This window comes from Paenibacillus sp. 7523-1, assembly GCF_002276415.1.
GTDB classification, from domain to species: Bacteria; Bacillota; Bacilli; order Paenibacillales; family Paenibacillaceae; genus Paenibacillus; species Paenibacillus illinoisensis_A.
In genome coordinates, this window is sequence record NZ_NPBR01000022.1 from 112,438 (window position 1) to 135,252 (window position 22,815).

General features: G+C 49.4%; 16 protein-coding genes. 13 read left to right on the forward strand and 3 right to left on the reverse strand.

Going from position 1 to position 22,815, the window contains the following annotated elements:
- Positions 1-154: 154 nt before the first annotated feature.
- The 4 genes from CHH60_RS22715 to dnaI all read left to right on the forward strand — a co-directional run bounded on the left by CHH60_RS22715 (position 155) and on the right by dnaI (position 8,605).
- On the forward strand, positions 155-1,474 hold the full coding sequence (locus tag CHH60_RS22715; protein ID WP_095361289.1) for a glycoside hydrolase family 125 protein: 1,320 nt from the start codon (positions 155-157) through the stop codon (positions 1,472-1,474).
- Complete coding sequence (locus CHH60_RS22720) at positions 1,471-4,641, forward strand: beta-galactosidase (RefSeq protein WP_095361290.1); 3,171 nt, start codon at positions 1,471-1,473, stop codon at positions 4,639-4,641. Before CHH60_RS22715 ends, CHH60_RS22720 begins: the two co-directional genes overlap by 4 nt.
- 3 nt (positions 4,642-4,644) lie before the next feature.
- A complete protein-coding gene (locus tag CHH60_RS22725; protein ID WP_095361291.1) occupies positions 4,645-7,428 on the forward strand; it encodes an alpha-mannosidase in 2,784 nt (927 codons plus the stop codon).
- A gap of 226 nt (positions 7,429-7,654) precedes the next feature.
- Positions 7,655-8,605 (forward strand): primosomal protein DnaI, encoded by a 951-nt coding sequence (gene dnaI, locus CHH60_RS22730; protein ID WP_095361292.1) that lies wholly within the window; start codon positions 7,655-7,657, stop codon positions 8,603-8,605.
- Between the two features lie 97 nt (positions 8,606-8,702).
- On the opposite strand, the gene CHH60_RS22735 is transcribed toward dnaI, so the two are convergent.
- On the reverse strand, positions 8,703-8,858 hold the full coding sequence (locus CHH60_RS22735) for a YqzM family protein (RefSeq protein WP_095292061.1): 156 nt from the start codon (positions 8,856-8,858) through the stop codon (positions 8,703-8,705).
- Between the two features lie 264 nt (positions 8,859-9,122).
- Between CHH60_RS22735 and trxA the strand changes: the two genes are divergently transcribed.
- Positions 9,123-9,440 (forward strand): thioredoxin, encoded by a 318-nt coding sequence (gene trxA, locus CHH60_RS22740; RefSeq protein WP_095292059.1) that lies wholly within the window; start codon positions 9,123-9,125, stop codon positions 9,438-9,440.
- A gap of 285 nt (positions 9,441-9,725) precedes the next feature.
- The gene (gene uvrC / locus CHH60_RS22745; protein WP_095361293.1) at positions 9,726-11,813 is read left to right on the forward strand and encodes an excinuclease ABC subunit UvrC; all 2,088 of its coding nucleotides are present in this window, start codon (positions 9,726-9,728) and stop codon (positions 11,811-11,813) included.
- On the opposite strand, the gene CHH60_RS22750 is transcribed toward uvrC, so the two are convergent.
- A complete protein-coding gene (locus CHH60_RS22750; RefSeq protein ID WP_095361294.1) occupies positions 11,782-13,479 on the reverse strand; it encodes a CPBP family intramembrane glutamic endopeptidase in 1,698 nt (565 codons plus the stop codon). The genes uvrC and CHH60_RS22750 overlap by 32 nt on opposite strands.
- 462 nt (positions 13,480-13,941) lie before the next feature.
- On the opposite strand from CHH60_RS22750, the gene CHH60_RS22755 reads away from it, so the two are divergent.
- A complete protein-coding gene (locus CHH60_RS22755; protein ID WP_095361393.1) occupies positions 13,942-15,282 on the forward strand; it encodes a TrkH family potassium uptake protein in 1,341 nt (446 codons plus the stop codon).
- Between the two features lie 16 nt (positions 15,283-15,298).
- Positions 15,299-15,970, forward strand: coding sequence for a potassium channel family protein (locus CHH60_RS22760; RefSeq protein WP_095361295.1), 672 nt, complete (start codon positions 15,299-15,301; stop codon positions 15,968-15,970).
- Positions 15,971-16,024: 54 nt separating this feature from the next.
- On the opposite strand, the gene CHH60_RS22765 is transcribed toward CHH60_RS22760, so the two are convergent.
- Positions 16,025-16,948, reverse strand: a complete 924-nt coding sequence (locus CHH60_RS22765; protein WP_095361296.1) for a LysR family transcriptional regulator — start codon at positions 16,946-16,948, stop codon at positions 16,025-16,027.
- Positions 16,949-17,242: 294 nt separating this feature from the next.
- On the opposite strand from CHH60_RS22765, the gene CHH60_RS22770 reads away from it, so the two are divergent.
- The 5 genes from CHH60_RS22770 (at position 17,243) to CHH60_RS22790 (ending at position 22,720) form a co-directional block, all read left to right on the forward strand.
- Positions 17,243-17,911 carry a succinate dehydrogenase cytochrome b558 subunit gene (locus CHH60_RS22770; RefSeq protein ID WP_095361297.1) on the forward strand — a complete coding sequence of 223 codons (669 nt, stop codon included), beginning with the start codon at positions 17,243-17,245 and terminating at the stop codon, positions 17,909-17,911.
- A 41-nt stretch (positions 17,912-17,952) separates the two neighbouring features.
- On the forward strand, positions 17,953-19,695 hold the full coding sequence (sdhA, locus tag CHH60_RS22775; protein WP_095361298.1) for a succinate dehydrogenase flavoprotein subunit: 1,743 nt from the start codon (positions 17,953-17,955) through the stop codon (positions 19,693-19,695).
- A gap of 365 nt (positions 19,696-20,060) precedes the next feature.
- Positions 20,061-20,825, forward strand: a complete 765-nt coding sequence (gene sdhB / locus CHH60_RS22780) for a succinate dehydrogenase iron-sulfur subunit (RefSeq protein ID WP_095292048.1) — start codon at positions 20,061-20,063, stop codon at positions 20,823-20,825.
- A gap of 177 nt (positions 20,826-21,002) precedes the next feature.
- Positions 21,003-21,950 (forward strand): metallophosphoesterase, encoded by a 948-nt coding sequence (locus CHH60_RS22785; RefSeq protein WP_095361299.1) that lies wholly within the window; start codon positions 21,003-21,005, stop codon positions 21,948-21,950.
- Positions 21,951-21,970: 20 nt separating this feature from the next.
- Positions 21,971-22,720, forward strand: a complete 750-nt coding sequence (locus CHH60_RS22790) for a metallophosphoesterase family protein (protein WP_095361300.1) — start codon at positions 21,971-21,973, stop codon at positions 22,718-22,720.
- The last annotated feature ends 95 nt before the right edge of the window (positions 22,721-22,815 follow it).

The following is a 22,815-nucleotide window of genomic DNA, read 5'->3' on the forward strand; positions in this document are numbered from 1 at the left end:
TATCCCCGGATTTACCCTTGAAGGAGGGAATCAAAAAATCTGGGGATAACAGCGATCGGAAGGTTGTTCTGTCATCGTAGTGGCTCGTGTGAATGTTCTTAGCTGATCTTATCTAGCTACACCATTCAATACGTTTAAGGAGTTGCACTCATCCATGGAACAATTCAGATTACCCAAAATACCAATGCCGCCCGTTGCTGTGCCGCAATCCATTCAGGTAGTGCTCGAAGAGGCGGAACAGAAGCTGGCTCATCGACCGAAGCTGCTTCAATTATTCAAAAATTGTTTTCCCAATACAATTGAAACGACAACAAAACTGATGGACGATGGTACGACCTTTGTTATCACCGGAGACATCCCAGCCTCGTGGCTGCGTGATTCCGTGGAGCAGGTGGTGCACTACATTCCGTTTGCGAAGGAAGATGAGGACCTGCAGCGGATCATTGGCGGCCTGATCAAGCGCCACATCCAGTATGTTCATATTGATCCATATGCTAATGCCTTCAATGAGACGGCCAATGACTGGCACTGGAACACAACGGACGAGACCGATATGTCGCCTTGGGTATGGGAACGCAAATTCGAGATTGATTCGCTGTGCTTTGTTGTGCGGTTAGCCTATCTATATTGGAAGGAAACGGAGCTGACCAACATTTTCGATTCCAGCTTCAAGGCAGCCATGCGCAAAATCGTGGACCTGTTCAAGGTGGAACAGCATCACATGGAGCAATCTCCATATCGCTTTACACGCAATAACGGCATTCCTACAGATTCTTTGCGTAATCATGGGAAGGGCATGCCGGTCAATTATACAGGCATGATCTGGTCTGGCTTCCGTTCCAGCGACGATGCGTGCGATTTTCACTACAATATTCCGGGCAACATGTTTGCAGTCGTAGCTTTGCGCCAGATGCAGGAGTTTGCCGAGTGGGTGTTCCGGGATATGGCGCTGCTGCAGGAGCTTAAGGATCTGGAGCAGGACGTGGATCACGGCATTCAGCTGTACGGCATTTATCGTCATCCGGAATTTGGTCCCATCTACGCGTACGAGACGGATGGCTATGGCAATTACTGTCTCATGGATGATGCCGGTACACCGGGACTGATGTCCATTCCGTATCTCGGTTACGTCACAGCGGATGATCCGATCTATCAAAATACCCGCCGATTCGCCCTAAGCAAAGAGAATCCGTTCTATTATGAAGGCAAGGTTGCCAAAGGGATCGGCAGCCCGCACACACCACCAGATTACATCTGGCATATGGGTCTATCCATGCAGGGACTGACGTCACAATCTGCCGAGGAGAAACTGGAGATCATTCGTATGCTGGAAGCGACAGATGCGGATACAGGTTATATGCATGAAGGTTTCCATGCCGATGATCCAACCATTTTTACGAGAAAATGGTTCGCATGGTCCAACAGCCTGTTCTCCCAGTTGGTCTATAAATCCATGAAGGATGGGCTGTTATGAGTACACATCTGAAGGACAACAAGCTGATTATCTTCGCTGATCCTGATTTTCCGGCAGAAGGCCAGCGGCCATCCCGTGAAGCTCTGGATACTTGGCAAGGGTCTAATGAAGTCATCGTTGTTAGTGCACGAGAACTGGCTGATGTGTTGAAAGCAGCTGCAGGCGAGGGCTGTCTGGTAAACCTGCATGCACCCTACTTTCCCAAATCGGCCTGGACGGAAATAGCAGCCTATCTGCATCAGGGAGGAAGCCTGATCAGTGTGGGTGGAGCACCGTTTAAGCGCCCTGTGCGGGATCAGGATGGAGCTTGGGTTGTGGAGTCAGAGCAGACGGCGTATCATCAGGAGCTTTATATTCACGAGGCACTGAACGTATCTTCAGCGAATATCCAAACGTACGCCTCCTCTGAACAAATTTCATTGCTTGCTGGCAAAGAGGGCTTGTTTGAGATTGCAGACACGTGGAATCTGGTCCCGCATACCACCAAGTCTAGTGATCTGCCTCACCAGATGGGTTCGGCAGGACCGATGAGCACGCAGATCTATCCGTTACTTTGCGGAGTGAGTAAGGATGAACGCAGCATTGCCGCTCCGGTTGTCCTGTGGGAGAACTCCCGCAGTACATTTGCTGGTTCACGCTGGATGTTTGTGAATCTGCCGCTGACTGCTTCATTCTGGGAGCAGGACGGTGCTAAGGAGATTGTGAAGTGGGCACAATTCTGTGCCAAAGGGGTAACTGAATTGTCGCTCAAGCCTAACTACGCCACGTATGAACCAGGTGAACGGGCTGCACTTACCCTTCAGGGACAGATTTTACAGCGCGCGGGTGACCGACGTACAGCTTCCGAGTTGTGGACGTTTGATCTGACCGTTGAACGAGAGGATCGGACAAGCGGCACAGCTGAGAAGGTATGGAGCCATAAGCTGCAGATGGAGCTTACCGGAGAGCAGCAGTTTGTGCGCCTCCCTCTTCCGTTTTTAGTAGAGAGCGGGCTGTACCGAGTCGTATGTCGTGCGCAAGGACCTGACGGTGAAGTTCGAAATCTGCGCCAAGGATTCTGGGGCCAGGATGACGCATTGCTTGCAGAAGGTGAAGTTATAACTCGCAGCAGAGACTACTTTGTAAAAGAAGGACGACCTCTCCCTGTTGTGGGTATGACGTACATGACCTCCGACGTAGCCCGGAAATTTCTGTTCCTACCGAACGCCGATGTATGGGATCGGGACATGGCACAGATGGCGAAGGCCGGTATTAACTGGATTCGGACCGGAATCTGGACAGCTTATCGTAATATGATGCAGGTGGACGGGCACATGGCGGAGGATGTGCTTCGCGCGATTGATGCCTTCCTGTTAACGGCGAAGCGCCATGGCCTACAGGTTACGTTCACATTCTTTTCCTTTACGCCTGAAACGTGGGAAGGAACGAATCCGTATCTGGATCCGCAAAGTGTCGAGGCACAGAAGCGTTTCATTCGCAGCATCGTCAGCCGGCATACACACACCACTCATGTGGATTGGGATCTGATTAACGAGCCATCGATGTTTGATCCGGTGCGCATCTTCTCGGATGGCCCGCGCTCAGCCAGGGATTCGCACGAACAGCAGGCATTTATTGGATGGCTTCAGCAGCGGCATGAAACCATTGAAGCGCTGCAGGAAGCATGGAACATGTCACCGAAGCAGCTTCCGAACTTTGCAGCAGCGGTCATTCCGGAACCGGAAGAGATTAACTTTGATGTACAGGACATGCACAAGGCGAAAAAAGGAACCCGCTGGCTCGATTATTGTCTCTTCTCCATGGAGATGCACAATGTTTGGGCAAGAGAGCTCGTAGGTACGATCAAGGATCTGGTGCCGAATCATCTCGTTACCGTAGGGCAGGACGAAGCTCTGGGTGCACAGCGTCCTTCACCGTTTTTCTATGAACGTGAAGTGGATTATACCACCGTGCATTCCTGGTGGTTGAACGATGATCTGATCTGGGACGGCATTTTCACCAAAACTCCGCATAAACCAAATCTCATTCAGGAGACGGGCATCATGTATGTGGAGACCCCGGATGGACGCGCCAAGCGCACGGAAGAAGAGCTTCGCAGCATTCTTGAACGGAAGTATGCCTATGCATTCTCCACAGGTGGTGCGGGAGCAGTGCAGTGGATCTGGAATACCAACTTCTATATGGATAATGCCAATGAGTCTCATATTGGGGCCCTTCGTGCAGATGGTACAGAGAAGCCAGAGGCGGATGTATCCTATGACTTTGGCCGCTTCATGCAGAAGGTGCGTGATCTCTTCGAGGATCGTGAGCTGGAGGAGATTGCGGTCGTGTTCCCGTATTCCAATGATTTCTCCAACCGTTCCCTTGCTTATGATGCAACCACCAAGCTTACGCGTGTGATGTCCTATGATCTGAAACTGCCATTCCGTGCCGTATCCGAGTATCATCTGGAAGCACTGGAGCAGCAGCCACCCAAGCTGATTATCGTGCCGAGTCCACACAATATGGATAATGATGCATTGCTTCAGCTGCTTGCATTCACGGAGAAGGAAGGCGCATGTCTGCTGATCACTGGACCACTGGGACTGGATGCGTACTGGAAGGCCAGTGACCGGGCCGATCACATTGTGGGTAAACGCAGTTTGGGTAATGTGCAGCGTGAAGAACTGCTGAATATCAATGGGGTGAATCACCGGGTAACGTATGGCCGGCGCCGTATTGCTGAAGTGGCTAAAGAGACGCTGCTTCATCAAGATCATGACACTCCAGATGAAGTGACTGTTCTGCCATGGGGGAAAGGAAGAATCATGTGGACCCCGCTGCCGCTCGAGCTGAACGGACGGGATGAGCCGCTGGCGGACCTGTACCATTATGCGGCCGAAACGGCTGGCATCCATCAGGAGCTGGAATGGGTCTCAGGCGGAGACATTGCAGGAATCTATGGCCGGAAGCTGAGTTTTCCAAAAGGAAATCTATATGTATTTGTGTCAGAGTCTTCACTCAATCATAAGGTTCACGTAAGAGATACCCGCACTGGCGTATCCTATGAGTTCAAATTGGAGAAAAATCGATCCGTGCTGTTTGCCACAGATGCTGCAGGAAAGCTGCATACGGTGTATCGCCCGGAAGAAGTTGAGATTGTACAACAAGATGGAGAGGTGGGCTAACGCATGACGGAACAAAAGAATAAATCAAAAACCAAAAGAGCCCATATCATTTCGCACACTCACTGGGATCGGGAATGGTACCTGCCCTATGAGAAGCACCATATGCGGCTCGTTCAACTGGTGGATTCACTGCTAGATGAGCTCGATGAGGGAGCGGACTACAAAAGCTTTTACCTGGATGGACAAACGATCATTATCGACGATTATCTTCAGGTTCGTCCGGAGCAAAAGGAACGGCTGGAGAAGCACATCCGCAATGGCCGGATTGTAATTGGGCCTTGGTATATACTGCAGGATGCATTTCTTACCAGTGGTGAAGCCAATGTGCGCAATATGCAGGTTGGGCATCGGGATGCGAAGCGTTACGGCACGCCCTCCAAGATCGGTTATTTTCCCGATACGTTCGGGCTGGTTGGACAGACTCCGCAGCTCATGCTGCAATCTGGCATCGATAACGTCTTTTTTGGACGAGGCGTGAAACCTACAGGCTTCAATAATACCGTATCGGATGCAGGATACGAATCCAGCTTCTCGGAGCTCATGTGGGAAGGGCCGGATGGATCGAAAGTGCTGGGGGTGCTATTTGCCAACTGGTACTCCAATGGTAATGAAATTCCGGTAGATGAGGCTTCAGCCCGCAAGTTTTGGGAAACCAAATTGGCTGATGCCGAGAAATATGCCTCGACTAATGAACTGCTGTACATGAACGGATGTGATCACCAGCCTATTCAGCGGGATCTGCCTGACGCGATTCGAATGGCCGAGCAATTACATCCCGACATAGAATTCGTTCACTCCAACTTTCCGGATTATCTGACGGCCCTGAAAGAATCAGCGGAACATGAACTGTCTACAGTAAAAGGAGAGCTGCGCAGCCAGCGTACCGATGGCTGGGGTACCCTGGTGAACACCGCCTCGGCACGGGTTTATCTGAAACAGATGAACCAGCTTGGTCAAGCCATGCTGGAAAAGGTGGCTGAGCCACTGGCGTCTTACGCCCATCTCCTTGGACATGCTTATCCGCATGATCAACTGACTTATGCCTGGAAAACGCTGATGCAGAACCATCCGCATGACAGCATCTGCGGCTGCAGTGTGGATGAGGTTCACCGCGAGATGGTCACACGATTCGAGAAGAGCCGTCACGTCGCTGAAGCGATGATTGAAGAGAGCACAAGTCAGATTGCTGCTTCGGTGGATACCTCCATCTTTGCTAGTTACGGTGAAGATGCGCGGCCGCTGATCACGTTTAATACGACAGGCTGGGAGCGCAGCGGCATTGTTCAGATCGAACTGGATGCGGCTCGTATCTACTTCCGTGATGGCATTTCATTAGAGGGTATGGCTGCCCAAATGAACAATGTAGATCTGTCCGGTCGTATCCTCGTTGACGAAAAGGGAGCGCACGTTCCGTGTACAGTAGAAGATCTGGGCCTGCAGTTCGGTTATGATCTGCCGGATGACCGATTCCGTCAGCCATACAGCTGCCGCCGGGTCAGAATTACATTTGAAGCTGAGAACGTGCCAGCACTTGGATTGAAGACATATGCATGGGTTCGCAGTGAAGCTCAGAATGATTCAGTCTCGAATGGTTCTGCATTGCGCCGTGGTGAACGCGGCATGGAAAATGAATATGTTGCCGTTACAATCGCAGACAATGGCTCCTTTACACTGAAGGATAAACGCACAGGACGTACGTACCAAGACCTTGGCGTGTACGAAAATGTTGGGGATATTGGTAACGAGTATATGTTCAAGCAGCCGGAGAATGAAGTTGCTTTGACTACGAAAGAATTAACAGCTGGCATACAGATCATAGAAGATACGCCCTACCGTGTCTCCTACGAAATCATACATGATTGGGAAATTCCTGCTTCGGCGGATGAGGTGCTGGATCGTGAACAACGTGAGCTCATCTATTACCCGTATCGCAAGGCACAGCGTTCCAAACAGACTACCACACTGCGTATTCGTACGATTCTGTCGTTAAGCCGCAGCGGAAAAGGAGTTCATGTGCAAACGACCTTCAACAATCAGGCGAAGGATCACCGTGTACGTGCCCTGTTTCCAACCGACCTGGCGACTGCCGTTCACCATGTGGATTCCATGTTTGAGATTGCTACTCGTGATAATGTGCCCGCACCGGAGTGGCAAAATCCAAGCAATACACAGCATCAGCAAAGTTTTGTGGATGTGAGTGAAGAACAGGCTGGACTGGTCGTAGCCAATCTGGGACTGAATGAATATGAAGTTCTTCAGGATGGGCGCAATACGATTGCCGTAACGCTGCTCCGTGCCGTAGGGGAGCTCGGGGACTGGGGATTGTTCCCGACACCGGAAGCACAATGTCTGGGAGAGCATTCGTTCCAGATGGAGATCATTCCGCATGATGGAAGCGGTGCATCATCAGATGCATACATCGAGGCTTACCAGTTCCAGGTTCCATGGACGCTGGTACAAACAGATGTTCACTCAGGAACGCTGTCATCAACGCATACCCCATTTGCATGGCAAGGGGAAGGTTTGGCATTCTCCTCACTGAAAGTGAATGAGGAATCAGGTGATCTGATGATGCGCTGGTATAATATGAAGCCGGACACATCTCTGCTGAGTCTGGTTGCAAACGAATTGAATACAAATGAAGAAGCATACAAGAGCAATATTTTGGAGGAGAAGGGCGAGAAACTCGTATCCTCTTCAGGTGTTTCTACTAATCTATTCAGGGGCAAAAAATGGTCCATCCCGGCAGGACCTTGCGAGATTGTTACGGTAGGGCTCCCCCGTTAAAGGAATCCCCTGGGAGCAGGCAGTACTGTCATCTACACCATATGCGATACAATGTGTCACGAAGGAGATCGTTTTTTCCAGACGGAACATGTTGAGTTATGCCCCGAGTTTCTATAGAATGAACAATAGAATTGCAATCGATCGAAGGAACCTATGCCATCATCATGGTCATTGGTAAAATCAGGTGGTTCATTCTATATTGAATACATTAAGGGGGCTTGAAGCCATGGAATCCTTGGGAGGACTGCTTCAGCAGCTTAATCCTTCCTTTCGTGAGCAGTCGCGGCGAATTGCGGCGGAGTTGATGGATGATCCGTACGTACGCGAATTCCGAGCAGGTCACCCGGAACTGAAAGATGCACAGCTCATGACCGATCTGAGCAAGCTGTATCAGTATGCCCGAGATTCGAAAAACTGTGCGAATTGTCCGGGGCTGGATAACTGTCCTAACGATTTCCAGGGTCACTTTTGCAAACTGGAAGTAGAGCATTTTAACGGTAAACCCGAAATTATAGATAAAAAAGCTCCGTGTTCCAAACATATTGCCAGGCAAAATGAGCATGTGATCAAGAAGAGAATCCGCAGCTTCTATGTGGACGAGCGTGCGCTTAGTGCAGGATATAACGATGTGGAAATCATGGGCAAGGATCGGATGCGTGCTCCGGCAGTAAACCAGGTTCTGCGTTATATTAGTGACACGAAGGAGAACGGGTTATCTCCGCAAGGACTGTTTCTCGAGGGATCATTTGGAACAGGCAAGACGTTTCTGATGTGCTATCTGTTACACGAATTAGCCGTTGCGGGATACACTGGGGTCATTATCTACATGCCTGACTTTGTGGAGGATCTGAAATCCATGATCACGGATGGGCAGAAGCTGAAAGAAACGACAGATATACTCAAAAGCTGTGACCTGCTCATCTTCGATGATATTGGCGCAGAGAATTTGAATCCTTGGGTTCGAGATCATGTGATGGGTTCCATTTTGAACTACCGCATGAATCGGAAACCAACGTTCTACACGTCCAACTACAATCTGGATGGGCTGGAGAAGCATCTCAGCTTTACGAGCAAGGATGGCGAGGAAATGAACAAGGGGCAGCGTCTGATGGATCGCATTCGTCCGTTTGTCGACGTCGTTTCTGTTCGTGGAGAGAATCAGCGAGGCAAGCGATAATTTTTATATTCATATGGTAAGTAGTCCACAAAAAAGCCTGGTTTTTCGCGGTAGTCGCGGAAACCGGGCTTTTTTGGTCCTGCGCGGGCCTGACATCCTATTCGGTCAGGAATTTGAAGATGACCATGCCGAAGAAGATGACTGTCATCAGGCCGCCCATGCCGGCAACACCCGCAATCAGATCGAATAGATCGTTACGGGGCTCCTCGTTCACATGTTCACGCGGGTCGCTGATCCGCACATTTGCGTCCATGGTATTGCCTCCTTATGTGGATCAACAGCTTGCCCTTCCAGGGAGCTGAAGCCCGGAGTAATTTTAGTATACTTGGAAAAGAAAGCGTTTGTAAAGATTTTGCAGCAATGATGTCAAGATGAGCAATTGTGAAGATTTGATGGTGGAGAGATGAACATTGCACGTTCATTTCACAAGTTTAGATGACCTGTGTTATACTGGAAGTGTCGTTCACGACGTTACAGGTTAAAATAAACCGTAAGTATATATAAGGAGGACAATTTCATGGCTATTGTTAACGTATCCGATCAATCCTTTAACGCTGAAGTCGAAGGAGAAGGAACGGTTCTTGTTGATTTCTGGGCGCCTTGGTGCGGTCCTTGCAAAATGCTCGCTCCAATCCTGGAAGAGCTCTCCACCGAAGTTGGCGATGCAGTGAAAATTGCCAAAGTCAACGTTGACGAAAATCCGGAATCCGCTTCCCGCTTCGGCGTAATGAGCATTCCGACATTGATCTTCTTCAAAGACGGCCAACCGGTTGATAAAGTGGTTGGATTGAACTCGAAAGAAGCACTCAAAGGAATCATCGAGAAACACCAATAATTCACTAGGCTAACAGATACGCCTCCGGTTTATGCGCCGGGGGCGTTTTGCGTCGAATACCTTTTTATAGGACAATATAAAAGTAATCATTATTTTACACTTATAATGTAGAGTACAGAACCGATTCGAAGAAGCGAAGCGCTCGCATTTATCACCGGATTTCCCCATGCTAATGGGATCAAAGAAATCTGGGGATAACGGCGATCGGAGAACGGTACTGTAATCGGAATGGTCTAGTGTAACCGTTGATTATTACTTTTTTCGGAAGGGAGGACCCACCGAATTATGGATGAATTCATAAATGTTCTGCAAGAACAGGAGCAGGCCCTGGAGCAGATACGGCACAAGCTTGCACTGCTGCCTGATATGCCTGGCTGTTATTTGATGAAAAACAGTGAAGGTACCATTATCTATGTAGGTAAGGCCAAAGTGCTGAAAAACCGTGTACGCTCTTATTTTATAGGTAGTCATAACGGAAAGACGCAGCGTCTCGTATCCGAAATCCGCGATTTTGAATACATTGTGACCGGCAGCAATATGGAAGCACTCATCCTGGAGTGTAACCTGATCAAAAAACACATGCCGCGTTATAACGTTTTGCTCAAGGATGACAAAACCTTTCCGTATCTTAAAATTACGAATGAAAAGCATCCACGGCTCGAAGTGACCCGGCGTGTGCTGAAAGATAAAGCCAAGTACTTTGGACCCTATCCGAACTCGTACGCGGCACACCAAACGAAAAAGCTGCTCGACCGCATGTATCCGCTGCGCAAATGCGGCGTAATGCCGAAGGAAGTCTGCCTGTATTACCACATGGGACAATGTCTTGCTCCCTGTGTGAAGGAAGTAGGCAAGGAGCAATATGACCAGATTTCCCAAGAAATCGGTTCATTCCTGAGCGGAGGTCACGAAGAAATCAAGAAGGATCTGCAGCGCAAAATGCAGGAAGCCGCAGAGGATCTGTATTTCGAACGTGCCAAGGAATTGCGGGACCAAGTCATAGCCATTGATGCCATGATGGAAAAACAGAAAATTACGATGGCGGACGCCAGAGACCGCGATGTGTTTGGGTTCGCCATTGATAAGGGCTGGATGTGCGTCCAGATTCTATATATGCGTCAGGGGAAAATGATCGAGCGCCATGTATCGACGTTTCCGTTTTATGGCGAAGCGTACAGTGACTTTATTTCCTACGTGACACAATATTATAGCGATAATCCGGCACTGCCGCAGGAGATCTTGCTGCCAGAAGTTCCGAAAGAATTGGTCACTGAAGACTCGGCGGATAACGCTGAAGTTATTGCTATGGATGTGCCGGCGGCTGTGGCATCGGAATCGGATCAATTGTCATCCGCATTGAATGATGTTTCGGCTGAACCGCAAGTTGCGGAATCCCGTGCAGCTTATGGGGAAAACCATGCTCCAGAAGAGGACAAAGCAGAAACAGCAATGGCTCAGGATGTGTCCGATCAACAGGAGAATGCTGCTGTGGATACTAACCGGCCTGGATTGGAAGACCCGTTCCAGGCCGCAGCGGCTCTGCAGGAGTGGCTGGAGATCAAGGTGCACATCCCGCAGCGCGGATTGAAACGCCAAATGATCACCATGGCTGTGGATAATGCAAGAGTGGCCTTGGAAGAGAAATTCCGTCTGATTGAGCGTAACGAAGAACGTACGTCCAAAGCATCCGAGGGTCTTGGGCGCTGGATCGGTCTGGATCAACTGCGTCGGATCGAGGCGTTTGATAACTCCAACATTCAGGGAACCAACCCGGTGTCGGCGATGATTGTATTTACCGATGGCAAGCCGGACAAGAAAGAATACCGTAAATACAAGGTTCGTTCAGTAGAAGGACCCGATGATTACGAAACGATGCGTGAAGTCATCCGCAGACGTTATGAGCGGGTATTGAAGGAAAACCTGCCCCAGCCTGACCTCATCGTTGTGGATGGCGGAAAAGGGCAGATTTCGGCTGCTGTGGATATATTGGAGAATGAACTGGGTTTGTTTATTCCCGTATGTGGTCTGGTGAAAGACGCCAAACACAAAACTTCACAGCTCATGATTGGCAATCCGCCTGAAGTTATATCACTGCCGCGGGACAGCCAGGAGTTTTATCTGCTTCAACGTATTCAGGAAGAGGTTCACCGCTTTGCCATCTCGTTCCACCGGGAGCAGCGCGGCAAGTCCATGGTCACTTCTCGTTTGGATTCCATTCCTGGCATCGGCGAGAAGCGTCGTAAACTGCTGCTGAAGCATTTTGGTTCTTTACGCAAAATAAAAGAGGCCAGCGTCGAAGACTTCCGGCCTCTATCTATCGGTGATAAACTAGCTAATCAAATTATTGCAGCACTTCGGGATGAGGAGTCGTAACATACGGCTTCTCTTTTTTTTGTGGATTCCATTTGTAAATTACATATCCAACGATGGCTGGAAGCACAATCCAGAAGATTCCTGCGGAAATATTCAGGGCGTCACCCATAAAGATCAGGCTGAGTCCCATTAGCAGGCTGTCGAAGATGACATGGCTGAACACAACGGCGATAAAGCCGTGGCGAAGCATGACCAGGCTGAACAGTAAACCGATGACCATAAGCTCAATGGGGCGTGTGATGACCGGGTAGATTGGATAAAGTGTATGTCCAAGTGCCCAGATCAGCGTTGGAATCAAACAGGCGATGAAGGTATTGCGCACGATTTTTTGCATCATGCGAATCCCGAACAGCCGGTACACCGTTTCCTCTCCAATGCCGGCCATCCAGGCCATGATGGGAAAGATCCATGCGTATGACATGTTGTAAGTCGATTGGTCTGCCGAGGTGGTAGACCAGCTTCCTATGCTTCGTTCCAGAATGAAGAACAGGATGGATTGAACGCCAAGCAAAATGAACGCCCACAGGTACCCTGCATACATGCTGTGAAGGACATATTTGCCGTATCCGGGCTCTTTTGCGCGAGGCCAAGGATTTAGTCCGATTTTGCGCCACATGCCGTCTCCTGCAACGAGTGAGAGGTAGATCGTGGCACTCATGACCAGAGTAATCCCCGTCTGCATGAGCATCAGGAAGGCCAGCATGAAGCTGGACAGGCCCTGTGCCTGAAACAGCGGAATCATGTTTAGTGTACCAATAACGGATGCGGCGAAGTACACCAGTGACAGAATAATCCCGCGTTTAAATGACGTATGCACCCGGGTGAGAATGCTGTAAATAATCGCCAGCACACCAAGCACGAATGTCAGGAATGCATAACCTCCATAGGTCATCCAGTTGGCCTGGCGAGTTTGATCCTGTACATAATTGATATGCTCGTCTGGAACCGAGAAGACCGATTCGAAGGAGCGGACCGCTCCGTTTTCAAAGGTGAAATTCAGTTCCAGCCTGGAGTCACCGATCTGCTTATCCGCATCCGTGTAGGTTAGTCCACCTTCACCTTCTCGGGTATCCAGCTGAAGTTTTGGGGCGTCATAGCCGAATTCGGCAAGAATTCCGGAAGCTAGCTGCTCCTTTTCGTCCAATGGGATATTGCCCTCGGCGAGCTGAATCGTTGCATTGCGTTTGTTTTTATCCTGCTCAGCATCAGCGGATGCATACAGGGAAGAAGGTAGTTCCCGTTTGAAACCAACAACTTTGCCAGTTCTCATATGTACGTCCACATTCAAATAACCGCCGTTGTCCTCATCAGGCAAACGAACGCGAAACACATCGTAGGGATAGGTTGCTTCCCATTTTTGATTATACGAATCAAGCTGTTTGGTTTTGGCCATGTATCCATAGATATCGGAATGGGTCTGATAGGTGACCAGTGTCTTGCCGTTATCCGAAGGAAGGGTGTAATTGGCTATGGAGGCTGCAAATGATCGTGCGGATTGGGTTGCCTGTTCCTTGCTTATAAAAGATGTAGACGGAATATCCGTGGTTTGTGATGAAGTAGCAGGGAAGATCTGAAAGACAAAAAACAAAATCAGGCCAATCGCCGCCAGCAACCCTAAACGCTTGAAGTTAGCTTTGAGTACCAAAGGCTGCCCTAAGGGGTTCATGTAATGGTGTTCCTCCTTTATTAATTTGGATATTAAAGTAAAGATAGCACAGGCCGAACCCTGAATGCCAATGATGAAACGAAAAGACGTGCAAATCCCTGAAAATGAATGAAAATGATCGAATGAATCTGATCCGTTCATTGATATATCTGAGTTTTTCCCTTTTTGCCGGAATTCGATCCTATTTACACAAAAAACGTTTTGTCTGCAGCAGCCGCAGCGCTTATAATTTTGAAACAAATGTGCAATATTTGCATGTCTTTAGCCTTGCAAGGGAACGAATAAGAGGATTCCAACCTTAATGCATATGTGGTTATGACTACAATCATACATTTTTATATGCTCCGAACGGAGCTTATCCAAGATTTCGTGTGTTGGCCCTTGTGCCAAGGATGAGTGATTCGGAGAAAGGCTCCACATCGTGGGGTCATTTTCTTTTTGGCAGAGGTGGATGATACACAAGTGAAACTGAATAACCAATGGGTGCGCCTATCACCCCCACGTATTCTTGTCCTGGGATTTGCGGGAATTATCCTGCTCGGAACATTGTTTCTCATGCTTCCGGTTTCCAGCCGCAGCGGGGATAGTCTTCCTTTTATTGATGCATTATTTACGGCTACATCGGCGGTATGTGTTACCGGTTTGGTTGTTGTGGACACGGGTACTCACTTTACTGTACTGGGTCAGGTGATTATTGCTGTTCTGATTCAAATCGGTGGTCTTGGCTTCATGACCATGTCCACACTGGTGGCCATTGCGTTCAAGCGGCGGATTTCCCTGCGGGAGCGATTGATCTTGCAGGAAGCGATGAACCAGAACACGATGGAAGGTATTGTGCGGCTTATTCGCAAGGTCGTGGCCTACTCGCTCATTTTGGAAGCCGTTTGCGGCACGCTATTTGCAATCCGCTGGTCATTCGACATGCCTGTCGGACAGGCAATTTATTACGGATACTGGCATGCCATCTCGATGTTCAATAATGCAGGGTTTGATATGTTTGGCGACTTCCGCAGTTTGACCGGGTACGTCTATGATCCACTTGTGAATTTTACGGCCATGTTTTTGATTGTGGCTGGGGGCATTGGCTTTGTTGTTTTATCCGATCTGGTGGATTATCGTAAAACGCGCAAACTTTCGCTTCATTCCAAGGTGGTGCTGCTAACCACAGGTTTACTGATTGGGTTCGGTGCACTGGTCATTTTTGTGTTTGAATACAGCAATCCACAGACGCTGGGCAGCTTGAACTGGGGAGGCAAAATTCTCGGTTCGTTCTTTCAGTCGGTAACCCCGCGAACGGCAGGAGCTAATACCCTGGATATTGCCGGTCTCAGACAGGCAACGCAGTTTTTCATTATTATTTTAATGTTTATCGGGGCTTCTCCAGGTTCCACCGGAGGCGGGATTAAAACGACAACGTTTATGATCATGGTCGGAGCTGTCATCGCGATGATGCGAGGCAGAGAGGATATTGTTTTTTTCAGATATCGGCTGGAACAGGAACGTATTTTCAAGGCATTGACGGTTACGCTTCTTGCGCTGCTGCTCATCATTGCAGTGACCATGCTGCTTACCATGACGGAAGATAGCGGTTTTCTCATGATTTTATTTGAAACGACATCGGCCTTTTCTACCGTTGGATTATCGATGGGGTTGACGCTGAAGCTGACCACATTCGGAAAGCTCATGATCTGTTTTATGATGTTCGCAGGCCGGCTTGGACCGATTACGCTGGCGTATGCACTTGGACAGAAAAAGGGTAAGGAACTGTATAAGTATCCTGAAGGAAAAATGATTATTGGATAGGGGTTCGTGAAGAACAATGAAAAGACAGCAGTTTGCGGTCATTGGGCTGGGGCGCTTCGGCTCGAGTCTGGCACAGGAATTAATGGAACTTGGCTACGAGGTGCTTGGTATCGATAAAAATGAAGAGGTCGTCGAAGACATGAGCGAACTGGTCACTCACGCGGTTGTGGCAGATGCTACGGATGAGGAAGTGCTGCGCTCACTGGGGATCCGTAATTTCGATTGCGGGATCGTAGCCATCGGTGACGATATTCAGACCAGCATTCTTACCGCAATCCTGTTGAAGGAACTGGGCGTGAAAACGGTCGTTGCCAAGGCAATTTCCGTCTTGCACGGGCGAGCTCTGGATAAGCTTGGGATTGATCGCGTCGTTTATCCGGAACGGGACATGGGCATTCGGGTTGCCCATCAGCTCGTGACCCCGAATCTGCTGGACTACATTGAACTTTCCAATGATTACAGCATTGTGGAAATGAAAGTGCCGGCATGTCTGCATAATACAACACTGTCCAGCCTAAATGCGCGCGTACGCTTCGGCTGCAGTATTGTGGCGCTGCAGAAGGAGACCGGAGTCATCATCGCTCCGACTGCCCTGGACTCGCTTCAGATGGGCGATATCATGGTCATTATCGGAATGAATGATGATATTGATCAGTTTGAACAAGAGGTAATCAGCCAGGAGGATTGATCCGGTCCTGGCATACCGATAAGGGTAAGACGAAATGAAGTTCATATCTATTCATTAAGGCGTCGTAGTCCTCCTGGAGGGCAGCGGCGCCTTTGCTGTAAAGAGCGCTGCCGTTTCTTTGACCCACTGTCTGGACGTTTCACTGAGATCTTCCTTTTCCCCGTAGATCATGCAGGTGGTCCGGCGAGTCTGCTGCAGCTGGGGCAAATACACGGAGACGAGATCATTGTCTGCAAGCAGCTGGGGACGGAGATAGGACTTGGGCAGCAGCGCAGCAGCCTTGCAAGTGGGCAGGAGGCGGACAATGGCTTCAAACGAATCAATCTCCATGCGAATATCCGGCATGACGGCACAGCGCTGAAACAGATCGTCTGTCAGCTTGCGATACCAAGTGCCTTTGGAAAAGGTGATCATGGGCAGATCCTGCAAGTGCTCCATCCCGGCCTCTTTGCCGGACAAAGGATGCGTAAGCGGTACAACCAGCTCCAGGTGATCATCGAAGAGAGGCACACAGTTCAGCCCGGCTTCATTAATGGAAGAGGCAACAATGCCAACGTCTGCTTTTTTGTCCCGGACGAAGGAAACAATCTCATGTGTTTTCCCGGTCACGAGCTTGATCTCGGCATTGGGATGCTTCTCCATGAAAGCATTGACCAAAGGGGGGAGGGTGGTCTGTAGTGTAGTCAGGGACGCTCCAAGCGTAATGGCGCTCTGCTCCTCGTCCTTATACTGGGCAAGCATGGTCAGAAACTTCTGCTGCTGCTGCTTTTGTTCCACAGCGAAGGTGTAGGCAAGTTGGCCGACACTGGTCAATTCAAGGCGTTTGCCTCGGCGGTGAAAAAGCGATACCCCTAGTTCATCCTCCAGTTTCGCAATTTTGCGCGAGAGGGCAGGCTGAGACAGATTCAGCAATTTGGATGCACGATTCAGACTCGATTGCTCCACGACTGCCGCAAATGCATTTAAATCCTCGAACATAAACACTAACCTCTTTTCCATGGGGTGTGATTGTTGTCCTTGATAAATCGTTTTCAATGCGATATGCCTGCCTGTCCGATGTTTCAGCTCTTATACCTATAGGTTATAACATTTAATAATTATATTGCAATTCCATTATAAGAAAAAAAGGAGTAACATGAATTGTGACACAAGTTGTTCACACCTGATGAAAACGGAACAATTTGTCGAACCTTTCCATGGGAAAGGTTTGTGTCATGATAAGCGAATTATTTTATGAAAACGTTGTATTTAGCGAAAGGGGAACGACATTTTATGAAAGGGTTTTACTCCAGAAAGCTGCACTCCTTGCTTGGCGTCATCCCGCTCAGTTTGTTTTTTCTTGAGCATCTGGTGACGAACTTCTCGGCAGTTGAAGGCGGCAAAGAAGGTTTTGACGGTGCTGTTGCCTTCCTGAACAGTCTGCCTCTCGTTATTGTTTTGGAAACGGTTCTCATCTGGTTGCCGTTGTTCTATCACGGTGTATACGGTCTGTACATTGCTTACCAGGCCAAACCTAATGTCGGACGTTACGGCAATGAACGCAACTGGCGCTACACATTGCAGCGGATCAGTGGTGTCATTACGTTTGTTTTCGTAATCTGGCACGTTTGGGAGACTCGCGTGCAGGTTGCATTGGGTAATGTAACGCACGAAGAACTTGGCGGTGTCATTCATGACGTCGTGATGAACCCGGTAACGTTTATTTTATATCTGATCAGTGTGGTTGCAGCCTCGTACCACTTTGCTAACGGCTTATGGTCATTCCTGGTTAGCTGGGGGATTACCGTTGGACCGCGTGCGCAGCGTGTATCTTCTTATGTGTGCATGAGTCTGTTCGGTATTGTGGCTATTATGTTTATCGCTTCGTTGTTTGCTTTCCGGAGCATTGATTTCCAAACGGCAACAACGATGCTTGATACGATTAAGACAGTTCTGATTTAAGCATTTGTGATAAATGCTGACTTATAAGGGAGTGAACAGCAATGGCATCATCTAATGTAATTATTGTGGGCGGAGGTCTCGCGGGGTTGATGGCGGCGATCAAATCGGCTGAGGCCGGAGTCCATGTTCATTTATTTTCATTGGTTCCCGTAAAAAGATCCCATTCCGTATGCGCACAGGGTGGCATTAACGGAGCGGTAAACACCAAGGGTGAGGGCGACTCCCCATGGGTTCACTTTGACGATACCGTGTATGGCGGCGACTTCCTTGCGAACCAGCCACCAGTTAAAGCCATGTGTGAAGCAGCACCTGGTATTATCCACCTGATGGACCGGATGGGCGTTATGTTCAACCGGACACCGGAAGGTTTGCTTGATTTCCGCCGTTTCGGGGGCACGAAGCATCACCGTACGGCATTTGCCGGAGCAACGACAGGACAACAATTGCTCTATGCATTGGATGAGCAGGTTCGTCGCTGGGAAGCAGCGGGTCTCGTTACGAAATATGAGAACTGGGAGTTCCTGCAGGCAGTTGTAGACGATGAAGGCATCTGCCGTGGAATCGTGGCACAGGACCTGAAAACGATGAAGGTGCAGACGTTCCCTGCTGAAGCAGTTATTCTCGCAAGCGGCGGCCCTGGTATCATTTTCGGTAAAACAACCAACTCCGTTATCAATACAGGTACAGCTGCAAGTGCGGTGTACCAGCAAGGCGTTAACTACGCCAACGGGGAATTCATTCAGATTCACCCGACAGCCATTCCAGGAGATGACAAGCTTCGTCTGATGTCCGAATCGGCGCGTGGTGAAGGCGGCCGGATCTGGACGTACAAAGACGGTAAGCCATGGTACTTCCTTGAAGAGAAGTATCCTTCCTACGGTAACCTCGTTCCTCGTGACATCGCAACGCGTGAGATTTTCAGCGTTTGTGTGGATATGGGACTTGGAGTTAACGGTGAAAACATGGTCTACCTTGACCTGTCTCACAAGGATCCGAAGGAGCTGGATGTTAAGCTCGGCGGTATCATTGAAATTTACGAGAAGTTCATGGGGGATGACCCACGCAAAATCCCGATGAAAATCTTCCCGGCAGTTCACTATTCCATGGGCGGCATGTGGGTGGACTACAATCAAATGACCAACATTCCAGGCCTGTTCGCAGCGGGTGAATGTGAATATCAATACCACGGTGCAAACCGTCTGGGTGCGAACTCACTGGTATCTGCGATTTATGGCGGTATGGTGGCTGGTCCAAAAGCGGTTGAATACATCAAAGGACTTAAAAAATCGTCTGCTGATGTGAATTCTTCCGTATTCGATGGCTACACCAAACGCCAAAGCGATAAGTACGAAAGCATAATGAAAATGCAAGGCAGTGAAAATGCCTATGTCATTCATAAAGAGCTTGGCGAGTGGATGACAGCCAATATGACGGTTGTGCGCTATAACGATAAACTTGAAGCCACTATTGGAAAAATCAAGGAATTGAAAGAGCGTTACGGCAAAATCAACATGTACGATACATCCGGTTGGAATAACCCGGGTGCAGCATTCACACGTCAGCTGTGGAACATGCTTGAACTTGCTGAAGCGATGACACTTGGCGCACTGCTGCGTAACGAAAGCCGCGGGGCACACTACAAACCGGAATTCACGGAGCGTAACGATGAGGAGTTCCTGAAAACGACCATCGCCAGCTGGTCGAAGGAAGGCCCGCAAATCTCGTACGAGCCTGTTGACGTATCCCTGATTCCACCACGGATCCGGGACTATTCGAAGGACTAAGTAAAGCCGGATAGATTTCAATTTATAAGTTTAAAGTTAAACGTCTATAAGGATAGCCCGAAAGATACTGAAGAAGCGAAGCACTCGCGAAGCTTTAGAGGTTGACTAAAGCAATCCAGAATGAATTATTGCTATTTTCAGTAAAGAGACTCAGCAGCACGACGTAGCGGAGGAAGCGGAAATGACCTGAAGAAGCGAAGCGTCCGCCTTTGATACTCCATTTTATCCGATAAATAATTCATTCAGTAAAATGGAGGAGCAACAGCGGTCGGAAGGACATTCCGCTGACGGAGCGTCTACCGTGCATACAACGTCTCTTTACGCATCAGCAATCAATCATCGTCACCAAAGGAGGGGACAACGATATGGCGGAACAAGCTACAGCGAACAAAACCGTCAAGTTTATCATCACCCGTCAGGACAGCCCGGAGTCGTCTTCGTATACCGAAGAATTTGAACTTCCGTACCGTCCCGGCATGAATGTTATTAGTGCCCTGATGGAGATTCAGCGGAACCCGGTTAACAAAGACGGCAAGTCCATTGCCCCTGTCTGCTGGGAATCAAACTGTCTCGAAGAAGTCTGTGGAGCATGCTCCATGGTGATCAACGGTAAGCCACGTCAAGCGTGTGCTGCTCTGATCGATAAGTTGGAACAGCCGGTTCGAATCGAACCGATGAAAACATTCCCGGTTGTACGTGACCTGGTCATTGACCGCACCCGGATGTTTAATGCCCTGAAACGGGTCAAAGCCTGGATTCCGATTGACGGTACCTACGACCTGGGTCCAGGTCCACGGATGCCTGAGAAGAAGCGTCAATGGGCTTATGAGCTCTCCAAGTGCATGACATGTGGTGTGTGTCTGGAAGCTTGTCCTAACGTGAATGAAAAAACAGACTTTATCGGCCCGGCAGCACTTTCCCAAGTCCGCCTGTTCAATGCTCACCCAACAGGAGAGATGAACGCCGAGGATCGTTTGGAAGCCCTGATGGAAGATGGAGGAATCGAGGGCTGCGGTAACTCGCAGAACTGTGTGCGCTCCTGTCCGAAAGGCATCCCGCTGACAACTTCCATTGCAGAAATGAACAAACAAACAACCAAGCATATGTTCAAACGCTGGTTGGGCGTATAGTATCGTGGATATCCCTTGCAGATGTGGAATCTGCAATATTAGGAGAAGTCGTGGCCTTCAGCAGCTTGCTGCCGAAGATCACGGCTTCTTTTTCTGCAATTGCGAAGGAACCGGGCTCGTCATGCAGAATATGGTATACTATAGAGATGCATGTAGAGCGGAGAAGGAGGGGAAGACATGGCAGAGACACCGCGTAAGGGCAGCTCATGGCCACCGCCCCGGCGCTCAGACGCTGGACCCGAGCAAGGGTCCATTTTTCCCGGGGAGGAGAAGGATCACGATCCCTCCCGGCGCAGTTTCCTGTTACGGATGATTGTGATGACGGCAGGTGCAGCCTTGTTCACAGGGGGATATGCATGGCTCTGGGAGCCGCGCCGTCTGGAAGTGAAGCAGGTACCCTTGGAACTGCCAGGATTCCCGCAGGCATTCGATGGGCTGCGTGTTGTACAGTTTAGTGATGCACATCTAGGCTTTCATACCGGACTGAAGGAAATGGAGAAGCTGGCCGAGACCATACAGGAGCAGACGCCGGATCTGATCTGTTTTACCGGAGATATGGTGGAACGGGAAGCCGAACCGATGCGGGAGTGTATACCCGTGCTGGCATCCATGCAGGCTAAGTATGGCAAATTCGCTGTATTGGGGAATCATGATTACCGGGGCAGACAGCAGAAACAAGTGGAAGCGATGTTCAAGGAAGCCGGCTTTACGCTGCTTCGCAACAGTCATGCTGTCATTAAACAAGGGAACGAGCGAATCGCTGTAACAGGTCTGGATGATGCTCTTACAAGCCAGCCGAATCCTTTGGAAGCAATCGAAGGTTTGGACAACGATACGTGGAAACTATTGCTGATGCACGAGCCGGATTATGCCGATATGGCGGAGCCGTTCGGATTTGGATTACAGTTATCCGGTCATAGCCATGGCGGGCAGGTTCGTTTCCCTTGGATTGGAGCCGTTACAACGCCGCGAGGTTCACGCAAGTATATTCAGGGGTTATATTATGCAGGTAAGGCACGTATGCCTGTCTATGTGAATCGCGGTTTTGGCATGACCCAGCTGCCGATTCGTTTTTTGTGCAGACCGGAATTGACCGTTTTTGAATTAAGGGGAACACGAACATAGCGAACGAGGAGGTTGGCCAGATGGAACGAATTGCGATTGTATCCGATATTCATGGCAACATGACAGCTTGGGAAGCTGTACTCAGTGATATCCGGAGTCGCGGGATTGAGCGTATCTTTTGTCTGGGCGACCTCGTGGGCAAAGGACCGGATCCGGTTCAGGTGGTTGATTCGGTGAGAGAGACGTGCGAATACGTGATCCGGGGCAATTGGGATGAGCTGGTTGCGGTGAATCAGGATAATGAGAATTTTACTTGGCAGGCTGCACGATTAGGAGCAGAACGGCTTGCATACTTGAAGAGCCTTCCCTTCAGCCACCAATTTGAACTCAGTGGGCGCACTATTCGTTTGGTGCACGCCTCGCCGCAGAGTGTGTATCACCGGGTGCAGCCATGGGACGAAATGGAGAAAAGGATAGCCATGTTTGATGCTCCGGCAGATCATCCGGAGCTTGGTGGAGCAGATATTGTGGGATATGGAGATGTGCATAACGCTTACTTGCAGCATTTTAATGGGAAAATGTTGTTTAATACCGGCAGTGTAGGTAATCCTCTCGATATGACCCAAGCCTCTTACTGCATCCTTGAAGGAGAGAGTGGCTGTGATCGAAACAAGGCCTTCAACCTTCAATTTGTCCGGGTTCCTTATGATATTGAGCGTGAAGTGCAGGCTGCACAACTAGCCAATGTACCGTCATTGGACTTTTACATCCGGGAGATTCGTACGGGGATCTATCGGGGACTGCAGGAACAGAGCTCGGCCGAGGAATAAATAATGGCAATGAATCGACATACTAATGTTTGAAAACCAATACGGAGTGTTATCCATCATTTTTACATGAGCCGGATCATCCCAGAGCTTGCTTG